This window comes from Thioalkalivibrio sp. ALE20 (assembly GCF_000381405.1).
Taxonomy (GTDB): Bacteria; Pseudomonadota; Gammaproteobacteria; order Ectothiorhodospirales; family Ectothiorhodospiraceae; genus Thioalkalivibrio.
The window spans coordinates 1-23,020 of record NZ_KB906478.1 but is presented as its reverse complement, the minus strand read 5'-3'; the positions used below and the strand labels follow the sequence as shown (position 1 = coordinate 23,020).

Here is a 23,020-nt window from a genome sequence, read left to right as displayed (position 1 = left end):
AATACACCCGATGAAAGCCATCCGATCCATTCGCGGGATGCACGACATCCTGCCCGACAGCGTTCACCTGTGGCAGCACCTCGAGGACCAGTTGCGCGACCTGCTGACGCGCTACGGTTACCACGAGATCCGCATGCCGCTGGTGGAGGCCACGGAGCTGTTCGCGCGATCCATCGGCGATGTCACCGACATCGTGGAAAAGGAGATGTACACCTTCGAGGACCGCAACGGTGACAGCCTGAGCCTGCGCCCGGAGGCCACGGCGAGTTGCGTGCGCGCCGGCATCCAGCACGGGCTGCTGCACAATCAGGTTCAGCGGCTGTGGTACATGGGGCCGATGTTCCGCCACGAGCGTCCGCAGAAAGGGCGTTATCGCCAGTTCCATCAGGTCGGAGTCGAGGTGTTCGGGCTGCCGGGACCGGACATCGATGCCGAGGTCCTGGCGATGACCGCGCGTCTGTGGCGCATGCTCGGTCTGAGCAATGTGCGCCTCGAGCTCAACACGCTGGGAACCCCGGAGTGCCGCGCGCAGTATCGGGAGCACCTCATCGCGCACTTCGAGGCACATCGCGAGCAGCTGGACGAAGAGGCCCGCAACCGGCTGTACGACAACCCGATGCGCATCCTCGACAGCAAGGATCCGGGGACCCGCGAGGTGGTGGCCACGGCCCCGTCGCTGATGGACCATCTGGACGCCGAATCGCGAGCGCATTTCGATGCGCTCTGCGGTCACCTGGATGCACTGGGCATCGCGTGGGAGCACAACCCGCGTCTTGTGCGCGGGCTGGACTACTACACCCATACGGTGTTCGAGTGGATCACCGACGAGCTGGGGGCGCAGGGTACGGTGTGCGCCGGTGGCCGTTACGATGGCCTGGTGGAGCAGCTGGGTGGCCGCGGGACGCCGGCAATCGGCATGGCCATGGGGCTGGAACGCCTGGTGGCCCTGCTGGAGGCCCGCGAAGACGCGCCGGCGGCGGGGGTGCCGGACGCCTATCTGGTGGTGCCGGATACGGAACAGACGGGCGAGGCGCTGCGCCTGGCCGAGGAACTTCGCGAGGCGCGTCCCGATCTGCAACTGGTACAGCACTGCGGCGGTGGCAGCATGAAATCGCAGATGAAACGCGCGGACCGCCTGGGTGCGCGCGTGGCGCTCGTGCTGGGGTCCGACGAGGCCGCGGCGGGCACCGTGACCGTCAAGCCGCTGCGCGGCGAGGGCGGCGAACAGCAGACCGTGGCGCGTGCCGATCTGTCCGCGCATATGGACACCGCCCTGCAATCCTGAAGGAATACCTGACATGAGTTATCTCACCGACGAAGAAAAGGCGGAACGGATCAAGCAGTGGTGGTCCGACAACGGCATGGCGGTCATCGCCGGGCTGGTGCTCGGGATCGCCGGCCTGTTCGGCTACAACTGGTGGAGCGGTCAGCAGGCCGAACGTGCCGAGCAGGCATCGGAGATGTACCAGGCGCTGCAGTTCAGCATGCGCGCCGGCCAGTTCGACCAGGCCGACGAAATGGCCCGGCAACTGATCGAACATGGCGGGCGTACGCCCTACGTCGCGCTGGCCTGGGCCCACCGCGCCGAGGTCGCGCTGGCCGGTGGCGAGCAAGAGGCCGCGGTGGCCGCCCTGCGCGAGGCCGTGGACGCCGCCCCGGATGACGGCCATCGTGCGCTGTTCCGTCTGCGGCTGGTGCGTCAGCTCATCCGGACCGAGGCCCTGGACGAAGCCGCATCGGTCCTCGCCACCGTCGAGCACGATGCATTCCGCGGCCTGCGGCTGGAACTCGACGGGGATCTGGCACGTGCCCGGGGTGACCACGACACCGCCCGCGAGCGCTACCGCGAGGCCCTGGACGCCGGCCACAGCCCGGAATACCTGCAACTGAAATTCGAGGATCTCTCCGCGTGAGGACGCCCGCCGACATGGATCATTTCGCGAAAATACGCTACGCCCTGCAGTGGTTCGCGGTGGCGGGCCTGGCACTGTCACTGAGTGCCTGTGGCCTGTTTTCCCGGGATGAGAGCGAGCCTCCGGCGGAACTGACCGATTTCGAAGTGCGCGGCGAACCCTCCGAACGCTGGTCAGCCTCGCTGGGGCGGGGCGGGGATCGCTTCCTCTGGGAAGTCTATCCGGCGATCGAGGACGACCGGGTGTTCGCGGCCGGCGCGGATGGCCGGATCGTGGCGCACGACCGGGAATCCGGCGCCCGCGCCTGGCAGACGCGACTGGACGACGTGCGCATCGCTTCGGGCGTGGGCGTCGGCGAGGGCATCGTGGTTGTGGGGACCCTGGAAGGTCTGGCGATTGCGGTGAGCGATGACGGCGAAGGCGAGCGCTGGCGGAATCAGCTCTCCAGCGAAGTCATCGGGATCTCGGAGGTCGCGTCGGGAATGGTGATCGCGCGCACCAATGACGGGCGGCTGCACGCCATGGACGCGGCAACCGGTGCGGTGCAGTGGACCGCGCTGCGGACCACGCCGGCACTGAGTCTGCGCGGGGCGCATGTGCCGCAGATCGTGGGCGGGCGCGTGCTGGCCGGCTTTGATGACGGTCGGCTGATGATGCTGGGCCTCACCCGCGGCAACACCCTGTGGGAGGCGACCCTGGGCGTGCCCACCGGCCGCTCCGAGGTCGAGCGCATGGTGGACGTGGATGGTCATATTCCGGTCTACCGCGGTGCGGCGCTGGGTGTCAGCTACCAGGGGCGCATGGCCGCGGTGGATCTCAATTCCGGCGAGCTCTACTGGGACCGGGAGTTCTCGTCCTATCAGGGCGGGGATGTCTCGATCAGCCGCAACGTGATGGTGGTCAGCGACGCCGACAGCCACGTGCGCGCGGTGGATCCGCGCAACGGCGGGGATCTGTGGGAAAACGCGGGTCTGCGCCTGCGCGGGGTGACCGCGCCGGTGATTCACGAGGGTTACGCCATCGTCGGCGATTTCGAGGGCTACCTGCACTGGCTCGACCTGGAAGACGGCGAATTCGCCGCCCGCACCCGCGTGGCGCGCGGCGCCGTGGTGGCACGGCCGGTGCTGGAGGGCGATACCCTGTACGTGATCACCGACAACGGTCGGCTGACCGCGATCGACGCGCGCATCGACGAGGACGCCTGATCCCCTCATGATCCCCGTCATCGCGCTGGTCGGCCGCCCGAATGTGGGCAAGTCGACCCTGTTCAATCAGCTCACCCGCTCGCGCGACGCGCTGGTCGCGGACATGCCCGGTCTGACCCGCGACCGCCAGTACGGAATCGGCCGGGTGGGCGAGTTTCCCTACATGGTGGTGGACACCGGCGGCCTGTCCGGCGAGGAAGAAGGGGTCGACCGGGCCATGGCCGAACAGACCCGCCGCGCGGTCGCCGAGGCCGATCACGTGCTGTTCCTGGTGGATGCGCGTGACGGCCTGACGCCGCAGGACGAGGCGATCGCCGAGCAGCTGCGTGCCAGTGGCGTGCGTGCCCGGGTCATCGTCAACAAGACCGACGGCCTGGATGCCGACGTGGTCAGCGCGGAGTTCCACGCCCTGGCCCTGGGCGATGTCACTCCGATCGCCGCGACCCACGGTCGCGGCGTGCGCGGCCTGATGCAGGCCGTGCGGGAAGACGTGGCCCGGGATCGGGAAGCGGCAGGCGGTGAAGGCGAGGGCGCCGGCGACGGTCTCGACGTGGACGCCCAGCAGGCCGCGCTGGACGACTGGCCGGGTATCCGTGTTGCGGTGGTGGGGCGGCCCAATGCCGGCAAGTCCACGCTGGTCAACCGCATCCTCGGGGATGAACGGGTGGTCGCCACCGACGTGGCGGGCACCACCCGCGACAGCATCTTCGTGCCGTTCACGCGCGAGGACCAGGACTACACCCTGATCGACACTGCGGGGGTGCGGCGCCGCGCCCGGGTCCACGAGACCGTCGAGAAGTTCAGCGTGGTCAAGACCCTGCAGGCGATCGAGGCCGCGCACGTGGTGATCATGGTGATTGATGCCCGTGCCGGCCTGTCGGATCAGGACGCCCACCTGCTGGGGCTGGTGATCGATGCCGGCCGTGCGCTGGTGGTGGCCGTGAACAAGTGGGACGGCATGGACCCGGATGATCGCGAGTGGGTCCGGTCCGAGATGCAGCGTCGCCTCGGTTTCGTCGATTACGCGCGCATGCGCCTGATCTCGGCTCTGCACGGCAGCAACGTCGGGCACCTGCTGGACGACGTGCGCGAGGCCCACGCCAGTGCGTTCGTGGACATCTCCACCCCGGAGCTGACCCGGTTGCTGGAAGCCGCGGTGGCCGAGCATGCGCCACCGCTGGTCAGCGGGCGGCGGATCAAGCTGCGCTATGCGCACCAGGGCGGGCAGAACCCGCCGGTGATCGTGGTCCACGGCAATCAGACCGACCGTCTGCCCGGGGCCTACAAGCGCTATCTGGAGAACTTCTTCCGCCGTCAGCTGAAGCTGGTGGGGACGCCCCTGCGGCTGGAGTTCCGTTCCGGAAAGAACCCCTATGCCGGCCGGCGCAACAAGCTGACGCCGCGGCAGCAGCAGAAACGCAAAAGGTTGATGCGTCATGTCCGCAAGCGCTGAGCCCGCCCTGTCGGATTTTGCGCAGGTGGTCGAGCCGTTCCGCGTGATGGACATCCTCGACCGTGCCCAGGCGGCCGAGCGCGCCGGCCGCGACATCATCCATCTGGAGGTCGGCGAGCCGGACTTCGTAACCCCGCGCGGCGTGGTGTCCGCCGGCGAGATCGCCCTGGCCGCCGGGGAAACCCGCTACACGCCGGCGCACGGGCGCGAGAACCTGCGGCGGGCGATCGCGCAGGACTACCGCAACCGCCACGCGGCCGAACTGGACCCGGAACGGGTCGTGGTCACGTCCGGGGCCTCGGCGGCCATCCTGCTGGCGCTGGCGGCCGGCGTGAACCCCGGGGAGGAGGTGCTGCTGCCGGACCCGGGCTACGCCTGCAACCGGCAGTTCGTCGCGGCCCGGGGCGCGCGGCCCCGGCCCCTGGTGGTGTCGGCCGAGGACGCCTGGCAGCCGACCGCCGACGCGGTAGCCGCGGCCTGGAGCGACACGACCCGCGCGGTGCTGCTGGCGTCGCCGGCCAACCCCACCGGCACCTGCCTGTCGCGCGAGACCCTCGCGGAGATCGTGGCGGTGGTGGAGGCCCGCGGCGGGCTGGTGATCATGGACGAGATCTACGGCCAGCTGGTATTCGGCGAGCCCGAGCGCAGTGCCGCGGCCCTGCACCCGAACGTGGTGGTGATCAACAGCTTCTCCAAGTATTTCGCCATGACCGGCTGGCGTCTGGGCTGGATGGTGGTACCGCCCTCGTGGGTCGATCCGGTCCGCCGCCTGGCGCAGAACCTGTTCGTGGCGCCCTCCAGCGTGGCCCAGGCGGCGGCGATGTTCGCCTTCGAACCGGACACCGAAGCGGAGCTGCAGCAGCGGGTGCGCGAGCTCGAAAGCCGCCGCGACTTCCTGCTGCAGGCCCTGCCGGAACTCGGCCTGGAGGTGCGCGCACGTCCCGAAGGGGCGTTCTACATCTATGCCGACTGCAGTGCCCATGGCGCGGATTCCGAGGCCCTGTGCGCCCGCATCCTCGACGAGGCGGGCGTCGCGCTGACGCCGGGGACCGATTTCAGTCCATCCGATGGCGCGCGCCATCTGCGCATCGCCTATACCCAGAGCGAGGCCCGGCTGCGCGAGGCGGTCGAGCGCCTGCGCAGCGTGCTGACCTGACCCGGGCGTAGAGCCGGGCCCGTCTCCGGGTCAGGCCGGAGCCGGTTCCTGCAGCGCCGCGAGCGCGGTGCCCCGCGCCAGACGGGCAGTACCGACCGCGGCCTCGTCGTCCGCTGCCATGCTTACTTCGACCCCGAGGATGCGCGCCCGGATCCGGCTCCAGGCGGGGCTGCGCGCGCCACCGCCGAGGGTCACCACGCGCTGCAGCGCGGGCGCGCCCAGTTCCCGCAGCCGTGCATAGCCGTCGCGTTCGATGCGCGCGATCCCTTCGAACAGCCCCTGCAGAAAGCGCGCATCGTCCGTCGGGCGGGGCTCCATGCGGGGCGGCAGATCCGGATCGTTGACGGGGAAGCGTTCGCCGGGGCCGGGGAGCGGGAGATAGTCCAGGCCGCTGTCGCGCTCCGGATCCAGGGCCGCACCCAGCCGCTCCAGATCTGCATCGTCGAAGAACTGCTGCAGCACGGCCCCGCCGCTGTGCGACGCACCGCCGGCCAGCCAGCGATCCCCGAGGCGGTGGCTGTACACCCCCAGTTCCGGCGCGAACAGCGGCCGCGGAGAGAGCTGCTTGAGTGCCAGCGTCGAGCCCAGGCTGGTGACGCCCGTGGCGGTATCCGCGACCCCGGCGGCGAGGAAACCGGCGATCGAGTCGGTGGTGCCCGCGACTACCCGCGAGGCCGGATTCAGGCCGAGGTTCGCGGCCAGTGCCGGGTCCACCGGGCCCAGCGGGGTGCCCGCCGGCACCACCTCGGGCAGCAGGCCGGTCTCGTCGCCGAGCTCGCAGAGCAGCCATTCCGGCCAGCGGCGCCGGACCACGTCGTAGCCCAGCTTGAGGGCATTGTTCTCGTCCATGCGGTCGTAGCGCCCGCGCAGGCGGCCGGCCAGCCAGTCGGCCGGGTGCAGCACGCGGCGCACGCCGGAGAGCCCGTGCTCGCCGCGCAGCCACAGGAGCTTGGCGGCGGAACTGGAGGCCGAGTGGACCGCGGCCTCGGGCGGGGCCAGGCGTGCCAGGCGGGGCACTGCCGGGGCCGCCCGGCGGTCGTCGTACATCAGCGCCGGGTGGAGCGGGTGGCCCTGTTCGTCGGTACAGAGCAGGGTACCCGAGGTGCCGTCCACGGCGATGGCGGCGGGTTCACCCTCCAGGCCGTCGGTCAGCTCTGCCAGCACCCCCTGCAGCGCATCCCACCAGTGCTCCGGCTCCTGTTCGTGCAGTGGACCGTCATGCCGGATACCGGCGGGTTCCAGCGCGCGGCTGGCGGTGGCGCGGCGCCCTCCGTCGGGGTCCAGCAGCACGCCGCGCACCCCCGAGGTGCCGACGTCCAGTCCGATGGCCCGGGGCGGATGCACGGCGATGTCAGTATTCGGTGCCCTGCGGGCTGCGCGTCGGCGGCGGCAGGGTCACGCTCTCCGGCGGGGTCCAGCCCTCCTGACGGTGTTCCGCGACCACCGTGGTGTAGATCCCGCCGCGCACGTAGAAGTTGGCGGTCAGGCGCATGAACCGCGGATCGGTCGCGGCCACCAGGTCGTTGAGGATCTGGTTGGTCACGGCCTCGTGGAACGCCCCTTCGTTGCGGAACGACCACATGTAGTTCTTCAGCGACTTCAGCTCCACGCAGCGCTGGTCCGCCACGTACTGCAGATGCAGCTCGGCGAAGTCCGGCTGCCCCGTCGCCGGGCACAGGCAGGTGAACTCCGGGATCCGGATGTAGATCGCGAAGTTGTTGTCCGGGGAGGGGTTGTCGAAGGTGTCCAGGGTCTTGCTCGGCTGGCTGGGCATGAATGCGTTCTCGTGTTTCGGCTGTTTTAGCGTGCGCGGTTGGAGAAGCGGGTCGCGCGCGAGTTCCCGTCGGGGTCACGTTCGACCTGTAAGCGTGTACCATTCTACGCCCGTACACCCCAGGCTGCGGAACACCCAGTATACCGACGTGCGCCTTGCCCGAATCAAGCTGGCCGGCTTCAAGTCCTTCGTGGACCCCACCACCCTGGTGCTGCCCGGCAACCGGGTAGGCGTGGTGGGGCCCAACGGCTGCGGCAAGTCGAACACCATCGATGCCGTGCGCTGGGTGATGGGCGAATCCTCGGCCAAGCATCTGCGCGGGGATTCCGGCGAGGACGTGATCTTCAACGGATCCTCCAGCCGCAAGCCCGTGGGGCAGGCCAGCATCGAACTGGTGTTCGACAACTCCGAAGGGCGACTGGGCGGCGAATACAGCGCTTACACCGAGATCGCGGTCAAGCGCGCGCTTACCCGCGACGGGCAATCGAAGTACTACCTGAACGGCCATCGCGCGCGCAAGCGTGACATCGTGGATCTGTTCCTGGGTACCGGCCTGGGGCCGCGCAGCTACGCCATCATCGAGCAGGGCATGATCGCGCGGCTGATCGAGGCGCGTCCGGAGGACCTGCGCACCTATCTGGAAGAGGCGGCCGGGATCTCCAAATACAAGGAACGCCGGCGCGAGACCGAGAACCGCGTGCGCCACACGCGCGAAAACCTGGAGCGCCTGGATGACCTGCGCGAGGAGGTGGGCAAGCAGGCGGAGCGGCTGAACCGACAGGCGGCGACCGCGGAGCGCTACCAGCAGCTGGCCGCGGATCGCCGGCGCAAGCGGGCCGAGGCGATCCTGCTGCGGCTGCAGGCGGAAGAGGCCGCGCTGGAAAGCCGCCGCGCCGAGCTGTCCGCCGCCGAGACCGAACTCGCCCGGCTGCAGGCCGAGGCGCAGAACGCGCGCACCCGCTCCGAGACCCTGCGCCAGCAGCGCGTGGACCGCGAGGCGGCAGTGTCCGAGGCACAGAGCGCGTACTACGATCGCGCCGCCGAGGTCTCGCGCCTGGAGCAGTCGATTCGCCATGCCGAGGCCGAACTCGAGCGCGAGACGCGCGAACTGGAGGACCTGGACACGCGCATCCGCACGGCGGGCGAGCAGCAGGATGCGGTGGCCGGGCGCATCCGCGAGGCGGAGCGCGAATGCGAGCGCCTGCGCGAAGCGCTGGAGAATGCGGAACGCGAACAGCAGCGCCTGGAGGCCGCCGCCGAGGAGGCCGAACAGGCGGACCAGGCGGCGCGCGAGGCCCAGCAGGAATGGGAGCGCAACCTGGCCGAACCGCGTCAGGCCGCGCAGGTGGCCCGTTCGCGGATGGACAGCGCCGAACAGACCCGCCAGCGCCTCGCGCGCCGGCGGGAGAAGCTGGAATCCGAAAAGGCCGCGCTGCCGCAGACCCATCCGGGCGAGGAGGCCGAGCGCGTGGAGGGCGAGCTCGCCGGACTGCGCGAGGCCCTGGAGGCGGAGCAGGCGCGCAGCACCGAGGCGCGCGCCGAACTGGAACGCCTCGAGGCGGAGCAGACGGAGGAACAGGAACAGGCCCATGCCGTGGAGCGCGAGCACCGCGAGGTGTCCGGGCGCCTGGCCGGGCTGGAATCCTTCGGTGGCGAGGCCGACCCCGAGGCCACCCGCAAGCGGCGCGAGGAATGGGCCCGGCGCCACGGCATCGACGCCGGTCGCCAGCTGGTTCAGGCGCTGGAGGTCGAGGACGGCTGGGATACCGCGGTGGAGGCGGTGCTGGGGAGCTGGCTGGAGGCCGAGGTGCCCGAAGGTGCCGGCGATCCCCTGGGGCTGGAGGCCGCGGCTCTGTCCGATCTGCCCGAGGCGCCGCTGCGCCGCCTGGATGGCATGGCGTCCGCCGAGCCGGTACCCGACGACAGCCTGGCCGCGCGGGTGCGCGGTCCGGCAGCCGTGCGGCGCTGGCTGGCCGGCATCTACTGTGCCGCCGATGCGCAGGCGGCGCGCGAGCGGGCCCGGGACTGTGGCCCGGGCGAGAGCGTGATCACCCCCGGCGGGACCTGGCTGGGCCCGGGCTGGCTGGCCCATGGCACGCTGGAAGCCGAAGTCAGCGGGGCGGTCGCACGGGTGCGCCTGGCACGCGAGCTGGAGCAGCAGCGCGATGCCCTGCAGGAGCGCGGCCGGGCGCTGGAGGCTTCACTGGCGGGGCGCAGGGAGCGCATCGGCGCGGCGCGCGAGGCCCGCGACGCGGTGGACGCTCGGATCGCGGAACAGCGCAAGCAGCTGCAGGAGGGCGAGAACCGCGTGCAGCGGCTGCACGATCAGGCGCGACAACTGGAACAGCAGCAGGCGCGCATCGACCGCGAGCTGGAAGAGGTCGCCGAGGAGGACGAACGCGTACGCACTCAGTTCGACGAGGCCGAGGCCGAACGCAATCGGGCACTCGAGCGTCTGGAGGGTCTGGAGGCCGATCGGGAAGCCGTGGAGGCCCGCGTGGCCGCGACCCGCGAGGCCCGTCAGCAGGCACGCGAGCAGGCCCGTGCGGCACGCGATGCCGCGGGCAAGGCACGCCTGGCCGAGCAGGAGGCGCGGCATCGGCTGGAGCGCGAACAGAGCGAGCGGGAACGCCTGGAACGCCAGCTGAGCGAGGATCGCGAGCGTCAGGAACGTCTGCGCGAGGGTCTGGAGGGCCGGCGTGCCCCGCTGGAACAGTGGAAGAAGGACCTGCAGGCGGCGGCCGAGGCGCGCCAGGCGGCCGAGAGCGCGCTGACCGCCGCGCGCGGCCAGCTGGCCGAGTGCGATCATGCCCTGCGCGAGGTGGCCGGCGAGCTGACGGAGCTGGAGCAGCGGGTGGAGCAGCAGCGTTCCACCTGCGAGGAATACCGGCTGGACCAGCGTTCACGGGCCACGCAGCTGGAACAGCTGCGCGAACAGCTGCAGGAATCCGGATTCGACGCGCGCGACCTGGCGGCCGAGCTGCCGGAAGACGCCGGCGTGGAGGTCTGGGACCGGGCGATCGCCGAGCTGGACCGGGCGATCGAAAAGCTCGGGCCGATCAACCTGGCGGCGATCGACGAGGCCCGCGAGCTGGAAGAACGCCAGCGCTATCTGGAGGAACAGCACGCCGATCTGATCGAGGCGCTGGAGACCCTGGAGGCGGCGATGCAGCGCATCGACCGCGAGACCCGCACGCTGTTCCGCGAGACCTTCGACAAGGTCAACGCCGGGCTGGGGGAGAAGTTCCAGCGCCTGTTCGGCGGCGGCGAGGCGCGCCTGGAGATGACCGGCGACGACCTGCTGGATACCGGCGTGGCGATCATGGCGCGTCCGCCGGGCAAGCGCCTGTCCACCATCCATCTGATGTCCGGGGGTGAGAAGGCGCTCACGGCTTCGGCGCTGGTATTCGCCATCTTCGAGCTGAATCCGGCACCCTTCTGCATGCTGGACGAGGTGGATGCGCCGCTGGACGAGGCCAACGTGGGGCGTTTCGGCGAGCTCCTGCGGGAGATGTCGGAGCGGATCCAGTTCATCTTTATCACCCACAACAAGTCGACCATGTCCATGGCGGAACAGCTGATCGGCGTTACCATGCACGAACCGGGCGTGTCGCGTCTGGTCAGTGTGGACGTCGACGAGGCCGTGGAAATGGCCGGGGCCTGACGGCGCCGGGCGCAACGAGCGAGGAATTTTCGTGGACTGGATGCGGTTGAGTCTGCTGCTGCTGGGAATCGTCCTGATCGCGGGGATCTGGATCACGCACCGCATGCGCACGCGTGCGCGCGAGCGTGACGAGGCCGATGACGCCGGCGACTGGGCCGATGATGCGGTGCATATCCGTGCCGGCGCGCCCGATCCGCTGGACGAGGGCCCCCGGGTGACCGGCGGACGGCGCGAGCCGCATCTCGGCGTGACCTCACCGGGCCCGGATGCGGAGCCCGATCCGGATGATCCGTTCGAGGCCGCGCCGCGCGGCTCGACCTCCGCGCAGGAACCGGTCAACGACATCTACGGCGTGCTGGAGGACGAAGAGCCCGGCGCCGGGGCCGCCGACCATGGTGCGTCCGGCCCGCGCGGGTTCGAAACCGATTACGGCGGTGACCTGCGGGCGGCGCCCGAACCCGAACCCGAGCCCGACCCCGAGTCCGGGCGCCGGGCGGCTCCGGGTCGCCAGCGTCGCCGGAGCCCGAAGCCGTCGCCCGGCGAACGCCTGATTGCCGTCGGTCGCCAGGGCCTGGACGCCGTGCGCGCACGCATGCCGGGAGGCGGACGCAAGTCGCGTGGCCCGGTCGGCGAACGCCTGGACCCGGACCACGAGGTGGATCCGGATCTGATCGAGGAGCCGGACCGGCCGGATCCGGAATCGCTGGGCGAATACGTGTCCGATCCGTGGAAGGCGGGCGAAAACCCGCGCGCCGCGTCCGCCTCGCTGCAGGAGAAGATCCTGCTGCTGCACGTGGTCGCGCCCCGGAACAAGCCCTTCACCGGCGTGGCGCTGGGCGCCGCGCTGGATCGCGCCGGTCTCAAGCCCGGGGCGATGGACATCTACCACTACCATGAACCCGCCAGCGACAAACGGCAGCCGCTGTTTTCGGTGGCCAACATGGTGGCGCCGGGCACCCTGCGTGACGAGGACCTGGCGGACATGATGACCCCCGGCGTCACCCTGTTCACCCAGGTGCACTACAGTGCCCATCCGCAGCGTGCGTTCGAGGCACTGCTGGAGAACGCGCACGCGCTGGCACGCGACCTCGGGGGCACCATCCTGGACGCGCAGCAGTCGACGGCGACGAACCAGACCCTGGCGCACATGCGCGAGGACCTGAACCAGTGGCTGCTGCGCAACCGGCCCGACATCCTCCGGCGCGGGAGGACGCAATGAGCGCCGACCGCGAGCGCCTGGAGGCGCTGCGCCGACAGATCGAACACCACAACCGGCGCTATTACGTCCACGACGACCCGGAGATCTCGGACGTCGAATATGACGAACTCCTGCGCGAGCTGCAGGCGCTGGAGGCCGCGCACCCCGAATGGATCACCCCGGACTCGCCGACTCAGCGCGTGGGCGCGCAGCCGGCCGAGGGCTTCGAGCCAGTGCGCCACCGGCTGCCGATGTTGTCGCTGGCCAACGGCTTCGAGCCCGGGGAGATTCACGACTTCGACCGGCGGGTGCGCGAACGCCTGGCGCGCGACACCGGTGATCCGGCACGTGCCGAACAGGCCGTCACCTACATGGCCGAGCCCAAGCTGGACGGGCTGGCGATTTCGCTGCTGTTCGAAGACGGAGTGCTGGTGCGCGCCGCCACCCGCGGCGACGGCGAAACCGGCGAGGACGTGACCGCCAACATGCGCACCGTGCGCCCGGTGCCGCTGCGCCTGGATCCGGCCGGGGCGCAGGCCGTGGGCGGGGCGATCCCGGCCGTGCTGGAGGTGCGCGGCGAGGTGTTCATGCGCCGGGCGGATTTCCTGCGCCTCAACGAGGGGCTGGAGGCCGAGGGGCAGCGCGGTTTCATGAACCCGCGCAACGCCGCCGCCGGCAGCCTGCGCCAGCTCGACCCCAAGGTGACGGCCCGGCGCCCGCTCAGTTTCTTTGCCTATTCCGTGGGCCATGTCGAGGGCGGGGCGCTGCCGGGGCGGCAGTCGGCGGTGCTGGACGCCCTGCGTGATCTCGGCCTGCCGGTGTGTCCCGAACGCCGCGTGGTGACCGGGGTGGAGGGCTGCCTGGGCTATTACGAGGAGCTGGCCGCGCGGCGGCGCGATCTGGATTACGAGATCGACGGCATCGTGTACAAGGTGGACGATCTGGCCGACCAGCAGGTGCTGGGGTTCGTGTCGCGGGCCCCGCGCTGGGCGATCGCGCACAAGTTCCCGGCCGAGGAACGCACCACCACGCTGCGCGATGTCGAGTTCAACGTGGGGCGCACGGGGGCTCTGACGCCGGTGGCGCGGCTGGAGCCGGTGCTGGTGGGCGGGGTGATGGTGTCCAACGCCGGGCTGCACAACATGGATGAGGTGGAGCGCAAGGACATCCGCATCGGCGACCGCGTGATCGTGCGCCGCGCCGGTGACGTGATCCCCGAGGTGGTGGGTCGCGCCGGAGGCGAGCGGCCGGCGGAGACCCGCCCGATCGAGCTACCGGCCACCTGCCCGGAATGTGGCTCGCATGTGGAACGGCCCGAGGGCGAGGTGGTGGCGCGCTGCACCGGCGGGCTGATCTGTCCGGCGCAGCGGCGCGAGGCGCTCAAGCACTTCGTGTCGCGTCGCGCCATGGACATCGAGGGCTTCGGCGAGAAGCTGATCGAGCAGCTGGTCGACAGCGGCCGGGTACGCACCCCGGCGGAGTTGTTCGCGCTGGATGCGGAGACCCTGCAGCAGCTGGAACGGGTGGGGCCGAAACTGGCCGACAACCTGGTGCGCGCGCTGGAGACCGCGCGCGAGACCACGCTGGCGCGCTTCATCTTCGCCCTCGGCATCCGCGAGGTCGGCGAAGTCACCGCGCAGGCCCTGGCCGCGCATTTCCGTGACCTGGATGCCCTGATGGCGGCGGATGCCGAGACCCTGCAGTCGATCCCGGACGTGGGGCCGGTGGTGGCCGAACACATCGTGCATTTCTTCGCCGAGCCGCATAATCGCGAGGTGGTCGAAGCCCTGCGTGCGGCCGGCGTGCACTGGCCGGTGCCGGAGCCGTCCCCGGCGTCACCCGGTGACGCCGGGGACGAGGCCGCGCAGGCCCCGCTGGCGGGCCGCACGTTCGTGCTCACCGGGACCCTGGAGGAGATGAGCCGGGACGAGGCGCGCGCGCATCTGGAGGCGCTGGGTGCGAAGATCACCGGCTCGGTGTCCAGGAAGACCAGCGCGGTCATCGCGGGTGCCGACCCCGGCTCCAAGGTCGCAAAGGCCGAATCCCTGGGCGTCCCGGTGCTGGGTCCTGAGGAACTGGCGCGGCTGCTGGAGGGCGAGGATCTGCTGGCCGAGGAAGCCACGGAAGGAGGCAGCGCATGAGCGACGGTCTGCTGGTGACCCCGCTGCGCGACGCGGCCGCCTCGCTGGAGCGGGCGCTGGCGCAGCCGAAGGACGAGTTCATGCGCGATGCGACCATCCAGCGCTTCGAATACAGCTTCGAGCTGGCGTGGAAGCTGCTGCAGCGGCGGCTGGTCGAGGATGAGGGGCGCGAGGTGGTGATGCCGCTCAGTCGTCGGGAGCTGTTTCGTCTGGCGGCAACGCGGCGATTGATCGAGGATCCCGCGCAGTGGTTTGCCTTCCACAGGGCCCGCAACATGACCTCGCACACGTATAACGAAGCCGTGGCGGAGGAGGTGTACGAGATTGCGCGAAGCTTTCTGCCCGCCGTGCAGGCCCTGATCGAGAAGCTGGAGCATCCGGGTGGTTGACCTGACGCCCGCTCAGCGGGAGGTGGTGGAGCGTCTCGTGCACCGGCATTTGTCCGCGGGGACGCGGGTGTGGCTGTTCGGCTCGCGCGCCACCGGGTGCAGCGCGCCCGCTTCGGACCTGGACCTGCTGGTGGATGCCGGCGAGGCCCTGGATTTCGCGATCCTCGGGGAACTGGAGGCCGACCTCGCCGAGTCGGACCTGCCGTTTCCGGTGGATGTGGTGGATCTGCACCGTATATCGGAGGCGTTCGCGGCCCGCATCCGGCCCGAATGCGTGCCGCTGTCGGAGACCGGGACCGGGGAGGCCGGCTAGCGTCCTTCGCGCGCTCGCTGTTCCAGCAGGTTCTGCATCCGGGACAGGCGTTCCTGCAGCGCGCTGGTCTCCTCGTGCAGGGCCTGCAGTTCGTTGTGCAGGGCCTTGTTTTCCTCGTGAACGCTGTCGTGGATGGCCTGCTTTTCGATTTCCACCGCGCGGTCGTGCATGCGCTGCATCGCATCCACGATGATGGCGATGAACAGGTTGAGCACGGTGAACGTGGCGATCAGTATGAACGGCACGAAGAACGCCCAGGCCCAGGGGTGCTCCTCCATGACGGGCCGGGCCACGTCTTCCGACCAGCCTTCCAGCGTCATCACCTGGAACAGGCTGTACATGGTCGCGCCGAGACTGCCGAACATCTCGGGATGCGTTTCGCGGAACAGCCCGGTGGCGATGATCGCGAACACGTAGAAGATCAGCAGCAACAGCCCGATGATGGAGATGATCCCCGGGATCGCGCGCAGCAGCGCCTCGACGATGAAGCGCAGCTTGGGCACCAGCGAGACCAGACGCAGCAGACGCAGCACGCGCAGCACCGAGAACGGGCCGGTAGCCGGGATCAGCGCGATGCCAACGACGAAGAAATCGAACACGTTCCAGGGGTTGCGCCAGAACCGCAGGCGGTAGACGAACATCTTGGTCAGGACCTCGACGGTGAAGATCGACAGGATGATCACGTCGGCGCTGTTGACCACGGGGCCGATCGCCTGCATCACCGCATGCGAGGTTTCGAGCCCCAGGGTCAGGGCGTTCAGCAGGATCAGTCCGATGATGAAGCGCTGGGTGTAATTGGCTTCGATCAGGGCCGTCAGGCGGCCGCGCAGGGTTACGGTCTCGGTCATGGTGGCCTGGTCGTGAAAACGAACGTATGAAGAAGCAATCGGGTGACTGCCGGGCGCGCAAAGAGTAGGGCAAACCCGCGCGCCCGGCAATGGAGCCCGGAACATGCAAGGAGTTGATGATGTGGGATGATCGTTATTCAACGGAGGAATTCGCCTACGGCACCGAGCCGAACGACTTCCTGCGCGAGGCCGTGGCCACCCTGCCGCCCGGAGATGCGCTGTGCCTGGGCGAGGGCGAGGGGCGCAACGCGGTGTTTCTGGCCGAACAGGGCTTCGACGTGACCGCGGTCGACAGTTCCCTGGTGGGCCTGCGCAAGGCCGAACGGCTGGCGGCCGAGCGCGGGGTGAGTATCCGGACCGAGGTCGCCGATCTGGCTGACTACCGCATTGATCCGGAAAGCTGGGATGTGATCGTGTCGATCTACTGTCACGTGCCACCGGAGATCCGTCGCCGCGTGCATGCCGATGTCGTGCAGGGGCTGCGCCCCGGCGGTACTTTCATCCTCGAGGCGTACACGCCGGCTCAGCTGGCGCACGGCACCGGTGGCCCGCCGGTGGAAGAATTGATGATGGACCTGAACGCGCTCAGCGAGGAACTCGATGGCCTCGAGTTCGACTACGCCCACGAGCTGGAGCGCGAGGTGATCGAAGGGGTTTATCACACCGGTCGCGGCGCGGTGGTGCAGGTCGTCGGCCGGCGTCCGTCCTGAGCGGGCTTGCCCGCGGGGATTACAGCAGGCTCTCCACCGGGAACAGGATGGTGAGATCCGAAAGGATCTGACGCATGTGGCCGGCCTTGGGATCGCGCCGCCACGTGCGGCCCTGGTCGTCGCTCCAGATCAGGTTGTCCTCGGCGTCCAGCTCGACCCGGTAGGCGAACTCGGGCTGGATAATCCGCTCGTGCAGGTCCACGACCTGGCCGACCAGCGCCGGTTCGCGCAGGAACACCCCGGATTCGGTATTGCTGTAGGCCGAACGCGGATCGAGGTTGTAGGAGCCGACGAACGCCTCGTGGCCGTCCATCACGAACGCCTTGGTGTGCAGGCTGGTCTGCGACGAGCCCAGGCCCCAGCGCCTTGCCCGTTCCTCGCCGTTGGGCAGGGCGGTGGGGCGCAGCTCGTGCAGCTCCACGCCGCCCTGCAGCAGGGTTGGTCGGCGGCGTGAATATCCGCTGTGGGTGAACACCACATCATTGGAGGCCAGCGAGTTGGTCAGCACGCTGATACGAACGCCACGCTCCGCCATCTCGATCAGTTCCCGGGTGCCCCGCCGCTGCGGCACGAAATAGGGCGTGATGATGCGCAGCTCGTCGCGCACTTCGGAAAAGCGGGCCCGCAGCGCCGGGGTGACCCCGCCATCCCGTTCGGGATCGAAACCCGCGGTGTCCAGCGCCTTGGCGGGCGGGTCCGCCACGAAGTCCGCCGCCGCAGTCCAGACATAGGCTTCATCGTCATCGATATGTCCGGGGGGCAGGCGCCCGGCCGGGGCCTTCTGCAGCAGCGGGTGGTCGTTCTGTGTCGACAGCCATTCCTGCAGGGCCTCGCGATGCTCCTGCAGCCGGGGCGGATCCGGGAGACGCGAGACCACACGCTGGATGCCGATGGCACCCTGGCTGTTCCAGAAATCGTGGAAGGAGGCCTCCACCTCGGCGGCCATTGGCCCGACGATCGCCACGTCCAGATCCGCGAAATTGTATTCCGGACTGGCCTCGAAGTACTCGTCGCCGATGTTGCGCCCGCCGATGATCGCCAGGTGGCCGTCGACCACCCAGGCCTTGTTGTGCATGCGCCGGTTGAGCTGAACACCCCGGGTCAGGAATTCCAGTCCCTTGCCGAGCATCCCGTGACGGGTGCGGAAGGGATTGAACAGGCGGATGTCGATGTTGGGGTGCTGATCGACGGCGGCGAGGATGTCGTCGCGGCCACGGGCATCGATGTCGTCCAGCAGTACCGAGACGTTGACCCCGCGGTCGGCCGCGCGCAGCAGCTCGCCGAGAAGGGCCCGGCCGGCGGCATCGTTGCGCCAGATGTAGTACTGAATGCTCAGCCGATCCTCGGCCTTGCGCGCGCTGAAGGCCCGCCACTGAAAGGCCTCGACGCCATCATCCAGCAGACGGAATCCGGATTCCCCCGGGGATGCATCCACCCGGGGCGTGATCCATTCGGCGAGAGGGCCTTCGGCGGCCGGTGCGGAGGGCGGATTCGCCGGGCGGTCGTCGCGCGGTTCCAGCGACGCACAGCCGGAGGCCAGCAACAGCACCGCAAGCCCCGTTACCAACGCCCTGAGCCTGGACTCCATGTCTGACCGCCCCGATCTCCGGCAGCCCGACCCGATGCACGGGTTCCGGGCGAAAAAAAAGCGAGCCGGACCAGGTCGGGCTCGCCTTTCACAAAACTGGTAGGCGCGAGTGGACTCGAACCACCGACCCCCACCATGTCAAGGTGGTGCTCTAACCAACTGAGCTACGCGCCTGTCGTGTCCGAGCTGCGTATTCTACAGCGTCTTTCGGGTGTGTCAAAGGATGCTGTAAGTATCGGATTCATTGAGCTATTTCGAGCGGCGTTCTGGCTATTGTGGCACATGTCGCGTTGATCATGGACTGCCCGGTTCCGGACGGGTCATCGCTGGTTCTGCTGCCTGGGCCTTGTGTGGGCCTTACATGTGCCTAAATCGAACGGGGCTGGGCCGATTCGGTGCCGAGGTGGAAGAGCAGAAGTGAGTACCACCGTGTTGGGCCTTAACGGTCGTTCGATGACTCCGAGGGCGGGTGGCCATCTCTGCCACGGCGCTCCAGAAATTCCTCGATCGCCATCCGAACGACATCCGAGCGTGTCGGGATATTCGGGAACTGATCTCTGAGATCGGAGCGGCATTCATCCAGGCGGTCGAGCGTCTCGTCGTCCAGCCGGATGTTCACCTGCTTCTGATGGGTCTTGGAGGGTTTCATGGAGAGATCCGTCGTCGGCTTCGATTCCGGGCAGTATACCCGCGCGTCCGTATAGCCGTATAGCGAATAGCGCCTATTTACTTGACTCCGACGTATAGCCGCTATACACTTAAGACATGGCCGTCTAGCGGCTATACACCGACAAAAGGAGATGAATGATGACTTATCTGAGTTCGGCAGAGCTTGCCGAGAAGCTTCACCTCAATCCTCGCTACGTCAACAACGTCCTGCGGCATGAGTGCCTCTCGGAAGGACGGCACTACGTCCGGCCGTTCGGGCGCCGCAAGGTGCTCTACATCTGGGAAACGATCGAAGAGGACATGTTCACCGACGCGGTGGCCGCGATCCCGATGGCCAACGGAGGTAAGACCAATGGGTAGTGTTCGTGTAAGGAAGGAAACGGGCCGCCTGTTCCTGGACTTCATGTACCAGGGGGTTCGCTGCCGGGAGTACACGGCCATGACCGACACGGTTGCGAACCGAAAGCGGGTCGCGAAACTGCTGGAGCGGGTGGAGGCTGAAATCCGGGTAGGGGTCTTCGATTACGCCAAGACCTTCCCGAACAGCCGCAATGCGCAGCGCTTCGCGCAGCCGGATGCGGTCGTTTCGCAGGAGAGCGGTCCCGAGGCATCTGCGGATCAGCCCACGATGCGGGAGTTCAGTGACACGTGGTTCGCGGAAAACGCTCCGCTGTGGAAGTCCTCGTACCAGACGAAGGTGACCGACATCCTGTCGAAGCACGTGGTCCCGCAGTTCGGGGACCGGAAGGTCGGCGACATCCAGAAATCCGAAATTCTCCAGTATCGCGCAGAACTCGCCAAAGTGAACCGCGATACCGGGAAGGCGCTGTCCGCGTCTCGGATCAACCAGATTCTGAACGTAACGAAGCAGATTCTGGAGGAAGCCGCCGACCGCTTTGACTTTAACACGCCGTTTCAGGGCATCAAGCCCATGCGGATCGGGCGTTCGCAGGTGGATCCGTTCTCGCTGGAGGAGGTGCAGCGGTTCCTGGACGCCGCGCCGCCGGAGTGGCGCGGGTATTTCCTGGTCCGCTTCTTCACCGGCATGCGGACGTCCGAGATCGACGGGCTGAAGTGGGACTGCGTCGACTTCGACCGTCGGGAGATCCTGGTGCAGTCGGCCCGGGTGCAGGGCGAGGAGACCACGACCAAGACCGACGGTTCGACGCGCACGATCCAGATGTCCGACGTGGTGTACCGGGCGCTGATGGAGGAACGCGAGGCCATGCGTCAGCGCCCGGAGACCCACCGCAGCCGCTACGTGTTCTCCACCCGGTACGGGTACCCGATCGCCTACCGCAACGTGAATAACCGGGTCTGGTACCCGACGCTGAAGAAGGCCGGACTCAAGCGCCGCAATCCCTACCAGACGCGGCACACGGCCGCGACCCTGTGGCTGGCGGCCGGCGAGAGCCCGGAATGGATTGCCCGGCAGATGGGGCATTCCAACACCAAGATGCTGTTCACGGTGTATTCGCGTTACGTGCCCAACCTGACGCGCCAGGACGGGTCCGCCATCGACCAGCTCCTGCGCATGCGCCTGCAGGGCGGGACGGTCGACAGCAGCAGGGAGGTGGAACATGAAGGCTGAAACCGTGGAAGACCTCAAGATGTTCGTGGAGCTCGACGACATCGCCTGCCACGAACCGGTGGACCTGTCGGCCCGGGTCGAGATCCAGGGGAAAGGGACGGCACCGAGTGGTGAGGAGTACCTGAGGCTGCGCCTGTATGACTCTTCCGGATGGGTCGGGGCGTTTGCACGGTGCGGTGACTGGGCCGGCCACGGTCTGGTCGACGGCCAGCTCCGGGATCTCTCGCTGCACACGGCGGACACGCCCAAAGGGCAACGGGTGCTGGTCGCGCACCCGGATTATGGTCAACCGCCGTGCGAACGGGATGCGCTGGATCTTCTTCCGGCGCACCGGGCGCCGAATCCGGAGGACCTGGGCCGCCTGATCGATCTGGTCGAAGGCCTGGAGAACGAAAGTTATCGCGCGTTCGTTCGGGACGTCTTTGCCGACCCCGACTTCGCCATCAGCTTCGTGACTGGCACGGCCTCGGGGCACTGTCATCATGCGGAGCGGGGCGGTCTGCTGAATCACAGTCTGGAAGTGGCCGAAGCGGTCTCCGTGGCCACCGAGCGGATGAGCGTGGCGACCTGCATGCGGGAAGCCGGGATCCTGCTGGCGCTCTTTCACGATGTGGGGAAGTGCGCCGTCCCGGACGCCCACCGTATTCCGGAAAAGCGCCACGAGCGGCTGATCGAATATCACCTGCAGGACCCCATGGCCGCGCTGCGGCAGCGGGACCGGGATGCGCATGACGCGCTCTGGCTCACCATTGCCGCCTACCGCAGCGGAGAAACCTATGGCGCCCCGATGGCGGCCCTGGTGCGGGGGCTCGACCAGTGCAGCGCTCAGGCGGATGTTGCGCAGCGGGCACTTCAGGCGGGCCGTAAGGGCTACTGGCATCGGTTCTGCGGCGGGCGCGCGGTGTGGATGCCCCCGAGGGATCCGGAACGCCCCGCCGGCTGGCTGGGGAGTGCTTAATGGGCTGTAGGAAACGGCGGGGCGAGTCCCCGCCTTTTCTTTTGGACAATCGAAAACTTCGGAGATGCGGCTTCGAATGAGCATGTCGGCGGAGGGCGATACGAGGGCGATGCCTACGGCTCGCCCGGTTTCTCGTGGCATGCTGGCTCCATGTGCGGACGAATGACGCGTTACAGCGCGACCAGCGAGCTGGCCATGCGCTATTTCCAGGTGCCGGTCGATGCGGGTTTCGACGCACCGCGGTACAACGTCGCGCCGGGGACGGAGCTGGAAGGGTTCCGGTCGGACGACGATGGACGGGCCGCGTTCCAGCCGATGTTCTGGGGTTTTCGTCCGCAACGGGTGGAGGAAGGCCCGCGTCCCATCAACGCGCGGGCCGAGAAGGTGGCCACCAGCCCGTATTTCCGCTCGGCGTTCGCGCATCGCCGCTGCATCGTGCTGGCCGACGGCTGGTACGAGTGGCGCCGGACGGAGCAGGGCAAGCAGCCGTATTACATCACTCTGGCTGAAGACGCGCCGCAGGACGTGCTGATGATGGCGGGGATCTGGGAACCCACCGCCGACGGCGGCGCCTGCTGCGCCATCATCACCGAACCCGCATCGGACCGTCTGGCGCACATCCACGAGCGCAAGCCCCTGGTGCTGGATGCGGCCTGCCGCTGGGACTGGCTGGACCCGGCACTCACCGAACGGGAAGCCATTCGGGCGCGGACGCAGCGCCTGGACCCGGAAGCGCTTCGGTATCACCCGGTGTCCACCCGCGTGAACCGGCCGACCAAGGACGATCCGAGCTTGATCAAGGCGACGGATTGATCCGTGGATCCGAGTCAGTACGCCAGCCGGTCTTGGGGCATCCGTGATGATAATGCCGGGGCGGCGCAGGGTTGCGGGCCCGGTTCAACCCCAACAAGTGCAGGGCGCTCCGCGTTAGTTTTCCCTATTCCCGTCGCGCTCCCCGCGCGCGCAAGGCCTCTTCAATGAGCGATTTTACTCCCGAGGGATAGACCCAGTTTTTGTATTTGGGTTTCCACTGACCGCCAAATTGGCGAGCTGTGTGCTTCAGGAACGCATTGAAGTCCTCGTTGTACGCCGACCAGAGTGTAATGCCCCACGCGTGGGTGCGCAGACAAATGGGAACCCCGTTACAGCGCAATTTTTCCTGTTCGTATTTCGGCTGGTCATCGAATGCTTCCGTCTGTGTGACGGTTTCATCGGCACGTGCTGGGAAACGTTCGAGCGCGGGGTGATAGATCCAGTGTCGGTTGAGAGGATCTTCGAGAACCTGGTTGTGCAGTAGGTCCCAGTTCCATTCAAGGGTTGGGTCGCTCGCCAAGGAGTTATGGTCAAGTCTGGTGTATGAGCAGTTGCTGGTTCAGGCGGCGCTCCGGTCGGTGATGGATGATGCCTCGTCGTTGGTCGGTTCGGTCTGCTCGATGCCGTCGATGAACGT

21 protein-coding genes and 1 tRNA gene are annotated in these 23,020 nt (G+C 68.3%); 15 read left to right on the top strand and 7 right to left on the bottom strand.

The window, feature by feature from the left end; translation table 11 throughout:
• The first annotated feature begins 10 nt into the window (after positions 1-10).
• Genes hisS through F790_RS0111035 form a run of 5 tightly spaced genes read left to right on the top strand, consistent with a single transcriptional unit; the run spans position 11 to position 5,727 of the window.
• Positions 11-1,285, top strand: coding sequence for a histidine--tRNA ligase (hisS, locus tag F790_RS0111055; protein WP_026332934.1), 1,275 nt, complete (start codon positions 11-13; stop codon positions 1,283-1,285).
• A 13-nt stretch (positions 1,286-1,298) separates the two neighbouring features.
• Positions 1,299-1,913, top strand: coding sequence for a tetratricopeptide repeat protein (locus F790_RS0111050; protein WP_019570774.1), 615 nt, complete (start codon positions 1,299-1,301; stop codon positions 1,911-1,913).
• 14 nt (positions 1,914-1,927) lie between these two features.
• Positions 1,928-3,118: an outer membrane protein assembly factor BamB gene (gene bamB, locus F790_RS0111045; protein WP_019022490.1), complete on the top strand. Its 1,191-nt coding sequence runs from the start codon at positions 1,928-1,930 to the stop codon at positions 3,116-3,118.
• Positions 3,119-3,125: 7 nt separating this feature from the next.
• A complete protein-coding gene (gene der / locus F790_RS0111040) occupies positions 3,126-4,571 on the top strand; it encodes a ribosome biogenesis GTPase Der (protein ID WP_019591696.1) in 1,446 nt (481 codons plus the stop codon).
• The gene (locus F790_RS0111035) at positions 4,555-5,727 is read left to right on the top strand and encodes an aminotransferase class I/II-fold pyridoxal phosphate-dependent enzyme (protein ID WP_019591695.1); all 1,173 of its coding nucleotides are present in this window, start codon (positions 4,555-4,557) and stop codon (positions 5,725-5,727) included. The genes der and F790_RS0111035 overlap by 17 nt, the downstream gene beginning before the upstream one ends.
• A 30-nt stretch (positions 5,728-5,757) precedes the next feature.
• On the opposite strand, the gene F790_RS0111030 is transcribed toward F790_RS0111035, so the two are convergent.
• Together F790_RS0111030 and queF are read right to left on the bottom strand one after the other, a co-directional pair.
• Entirely contained in the window at positions 5,758-7,071 is a 1,314-nt protein-coding gene (locus F790_RS0111030; RefSeq protein WP_019591694.1) for an FGGY-family carbohydrate kinase, read from the bottom strand.
• A gap of 7 nt (positions 7,072-7,078) precedes the next feature.
• Positions 7,079-7,501 (bottom strand): preQ(1) synthase, encoded by a 423-nt coding sequence (queF, locus tag F790_RS0111025; protein ID WP_018870388.1) that lies wholly within the window; start codon positions 7,499-7,501, stop codon positions 7,079-7,081.
• A gap of 148 nt (positions 7,502-7,649) precedes the next feature.
• Between queF and smc the strand changes: the two genes are divergently transcribed.
• Genes smc through F790_RS0111000 form a run of 5 tightly spaced genes read left to right on the top strand, consistent with a single transcriptional unit; the run spans position 7,650 to position 15,206 of the window.
• On the top strand, positions 7,650-11,165 hold the full coding sequence (gene smc / locus F790_RS0111020) for a chromosome segregation protein SMC (protein WP_019591693.1): 3,516 nt from the start codon (positions 7,650-7,652) through the stop codon (positions 11,163-11,165).
• Positions 11,166-11,196: 31 nt separating this feature from the next.
• Positions 11,197-12,384: a cell division protein ZipA gene (gene zipA, locus F790_RS0111015; RefSeq protein ID WP_019591692.1), complete on the top strand. Its 1,188-nt coding sequence runs from the start codon at positions 11,197-11,199 to the stop codon at positions 12,382-12,384.
• Entirely contained in the window at positions 12,381-14,504 is a 2,124-nt protein-coding gene (gene ligA, locus F790_RS0111010) for an NAD-dependent DNA ligase LigA (RefSeq protein ID WP_019591691.1), read from the top strand. Before zipA ends, ligA begins: the two co-directional genes overlap by 4 nt.
• The gene (locus F790_RS0111005; RefSeq protein ID WP_019591690.1) at positions 14,501-14,893 is read left to right on the top strand and encodes a nucleotidyltransferase substrate binding protein; all 393 of its coding nucleotides are present in this window, start codon (positions 14,501-14,503) and stop codon (positions 14,891-14,893) included. The genes ligA and F790_RS0111005 overlap by 4 nt, the downstream gene beginning before the upstream one ends.
• A complete protein-coding gene (locus tag F790_RS0111000; RefSeq protein WP_019591689.1) occupies positions 14,886-15,206 on the top strand; it encodes a nucleotidyltransferase family protein in 321 nt (106 codons plus the stop codon). The genes F790_RS0111005 and F790_RS0111000 overlap by 8 nt, the downstream gene beginning before the upstream one ends.
• Here F790_RS0111000 and F790_RS0110995 read toward each other — a convergent pair.
• A complete protein-coding gene (locus tag F790_RS0110995) occupies positions 15,203-16,054 on the bottom strand; it encodes an ion transporter (RefSeq protein WP_019591688.1) in 852 nt (283 codons plus the stop codon). The genes F790_RS0111000 and F790_RS0110995 overlap by 4 nt on opposite strands.
• 119 nt (positions 16,055-16,173) lie before the next feature.
• On the opposite strand from F790_RS0110995, the gene F790_RS0110990 reads away from it, so the two are divergent.
• Positions 16,174-16,764: a cyclopropane-fatty-acyl-phospholipid synthase family protein gene (locus F790_RS0110990; RefSeq protein WP_019591687.1), complete on the top strand. Its 591-nt coding sequence runs from the start codon at positions 16,174-16,176 to the stop codon at positions 16,762-16,764.
• Positions 16,765-16,783: 19 nt separating this feature from the next.
• On the opposite strand, the gene F790_RS0110985 is transcribed toward F790_RS0110990, so the two are convergent.
• The 3 genes from F790_RS0110985 to F790_RS0110975 all read right to left on the bottom strand — a co-directional run bounded on the left by F790_RS0110985 (position 16,784) and on the right by F790_RS0110975 (position 19,001).
• Positions 16,784-18,313 carry a phospholipase D family protein gene (locus tag F790_RS0110985; RefSeq protein ID WP_019591686.1) on the bottom strand — a complete coding sequence of 510 codons (1,530 nt, stop codon included), beginning with the start codon at positions 18,311-18,313 and terminating at the stop codon, positions 16,784-16,786.
• Between the two features lie 136 nt (positions 18,314-18,449).
• Positions 18,450-18,526: transfer RNA gene (locus tag F790_RS0110980), tRNA-Val, on the bottom strand.
• 265 nt (positions 18,527-18,791) lie between these two features.
• Entirely contained in the window at positions 18,792-19,001 is a 210-nt protein-coding gene (locus F790_RS0110975; protein WP_019589426.1) for a CopG family transcriptional regulator, read from the bottom strand.
• Between the two features lie 158 nt (positions 19,002-19,159).
• Between F790_RS0110975 and F790_RS0110970 the strand changes: the two genes are divergently transcribed.
• The 4 genes from F790_RS0110970 (at position 19,160) to F790_RS0110955 (ending at position 22,383) form a co-directional block, all read left to right on the top strand.
• A complete protein-coding gene (locus F790_RS0110970) occupies positions 19,160-19,381 on the top strand; it encodes a hypothetical protein (RefSeq protein ID WP_018870378.1) in 222 nt (73 codons plus the stop codon).
• Positions 19,382-19,424: 43 nt separating this feature from the next.
• Positions 19,425-20,612 carry a site-specific integrase gene (locus F790_RS0110965; RefSeq protein ID WP_019591685.1) on the top strand — a complete coding sequence of 396 codons (1,188 nt, stop codon included), beginning with the start codon at positions 19,425-19,427 and terminating at the stop codon, positions 20,610-20,612.
• The gene (locus F790_RS0110960; protein WP_019591684.1) at positions 20,602-21,570 is read left to right on the top strand and encodes an HD domain-containing protein; all 969 of its coding nucleotides are present in this window, start codon (positions 20,602-20,604) and stop codon (positions 21,568-21,570) included. Before F790_RS0110965 ends, F790_RS0110960 begins: the two co-directional genes overlap by 11 nt.
• 162 nt (positions 21,571-21,732) lie before the next feature.
• Complete coding sequence (locus tag F790_RS0110955; protein ID WP_019591683.1) at positions 21,733-22,383, top strand: SOS response-associated peptidase; 651 nt, start codon at positions 21,733-21,735, stop codon at positions 22,381-22,383.
• A 124-nt stretch (positions 22,384-22,507) separates the two neighbouring features.
• On the opposite strand, the gene F790_RS14525 is transcribed toward F790_RS0110955, so the two are convergent.
• Entirely contained in the window at positions 22,508-22,903 is a 396-nt protein-coding gene (locus F790_RS14525) for a hypothetical protein (protein WP_156824331.1), read from the bottom strand.
• Positions 22,904-23,020 lie beyond the last annotated feature (117 nt).

Excerpts from the sequence above, each read along its gene's own strand:
- hisS (WP_026332934.1), top strand. The coding sequence starts at position 11 with ATGAAAGCCATCCGATCCATTCGCGGGATGCACGACATCCTGCCCGAC.
- F790_RS0111050 (WP_019570774.1), top strand. The coding sequence starts at position 1,299 with ATGAGTTATCTCACCGACGAAGAAAAGGCGGAACGGATCAAGCAGTGG.
- bamB (WP_019022490.1), top strand. The coding sequence starts at position 1,928 with ATGGATCATTTCGCGAAAATACGCTACGCCCTGCAGTGGTTCGCGGTG.
- der (WP_019591696.1), top strand. The coding sequence starts at position 3,126 with ATGATCCCCGTCATCGCGCTGGTCGGCCGCCCGAATGTGGGCAAGTCG.
- F790_RS0111035 (WP_019591695.1), top strand. The coding sequence starts at position 4,555 with ATGTCCGCAAGCGCTGAGCCCGCCCTGTCGGATTTTGCGCAGGTGGTC.
- queF (WP_018870388.1), bottom strand. The coding sequence starts at position 7,501 with ATGCCCAGCCAGCCGAGCAAGACCCTGGACACCTTCGACAACCCCTCC.
- ligA (WP_019591691.1), top strand. The coding sequence starts at position 12,381 with ATGAGCGCCGACCGCGAGCGCCTGGAGGCGCTGCGCCGACAGATCGAA.
- F790_RS0111005 (WP_019591690.1), top strand. The coding sequence starts at position 14,501 with ATGAGCGACGGTCTGCTGGTGACCCCGCTGCGCGACGCGGCCGCCTCG.
- F790_RS0110995 (WP_019591688.1), bottom strand. The coding sequence starts at position 16,054 with ATGACCGAGACCGTAACCCTGCGCGGCCGCCTGACGGCCCTGATCGAA.
- F790_RS0110990 (WP_019591687.1), top strand. The coding sequence starts at position 16,174 with ATGTGGGATGATCGTTATTCAACGGAGGAATTCGCCTACGGCACCGAG.
- F790_RS0110975 (WP_019589426.1), bottom strand. The coding sequence starts at position 19,001 with ATGAAACCCTCCAAGACCCATCAGAAGCAGGTGAACATCCGGCTGGAC.
- F790_RS0110970 (WP_018870378.1), top strand. The coding sequence starts at position 19,160 with ATGACTTATCTGAGTTCGGCAGAGCTTGCCGAGAAGCTTCACCTCAAT.
- F790_RS0110965 (WP_019591685.1), top strand. The coding sequence starts at position 19,425 with ATGTACCAGGGGGTTCGCTGCCGGGAGTACACGGCCATGACCGACACG.
- F790_RS0110960 (WP_019591684.1), top strand. The coding sequence starts at position 20,602 with ATGAAGGCTGAAACCGTGGAAGACCTCAAGATGTTCGTGGAGCTCGAC.
- F790_RS0110955 (WP_019591683.1), top strand. The coding sequence starts at position 21,733 with ATGACGCGTTACAGCGCGACCAGCGAGCTGGCCATGCGCTATTTCCAG.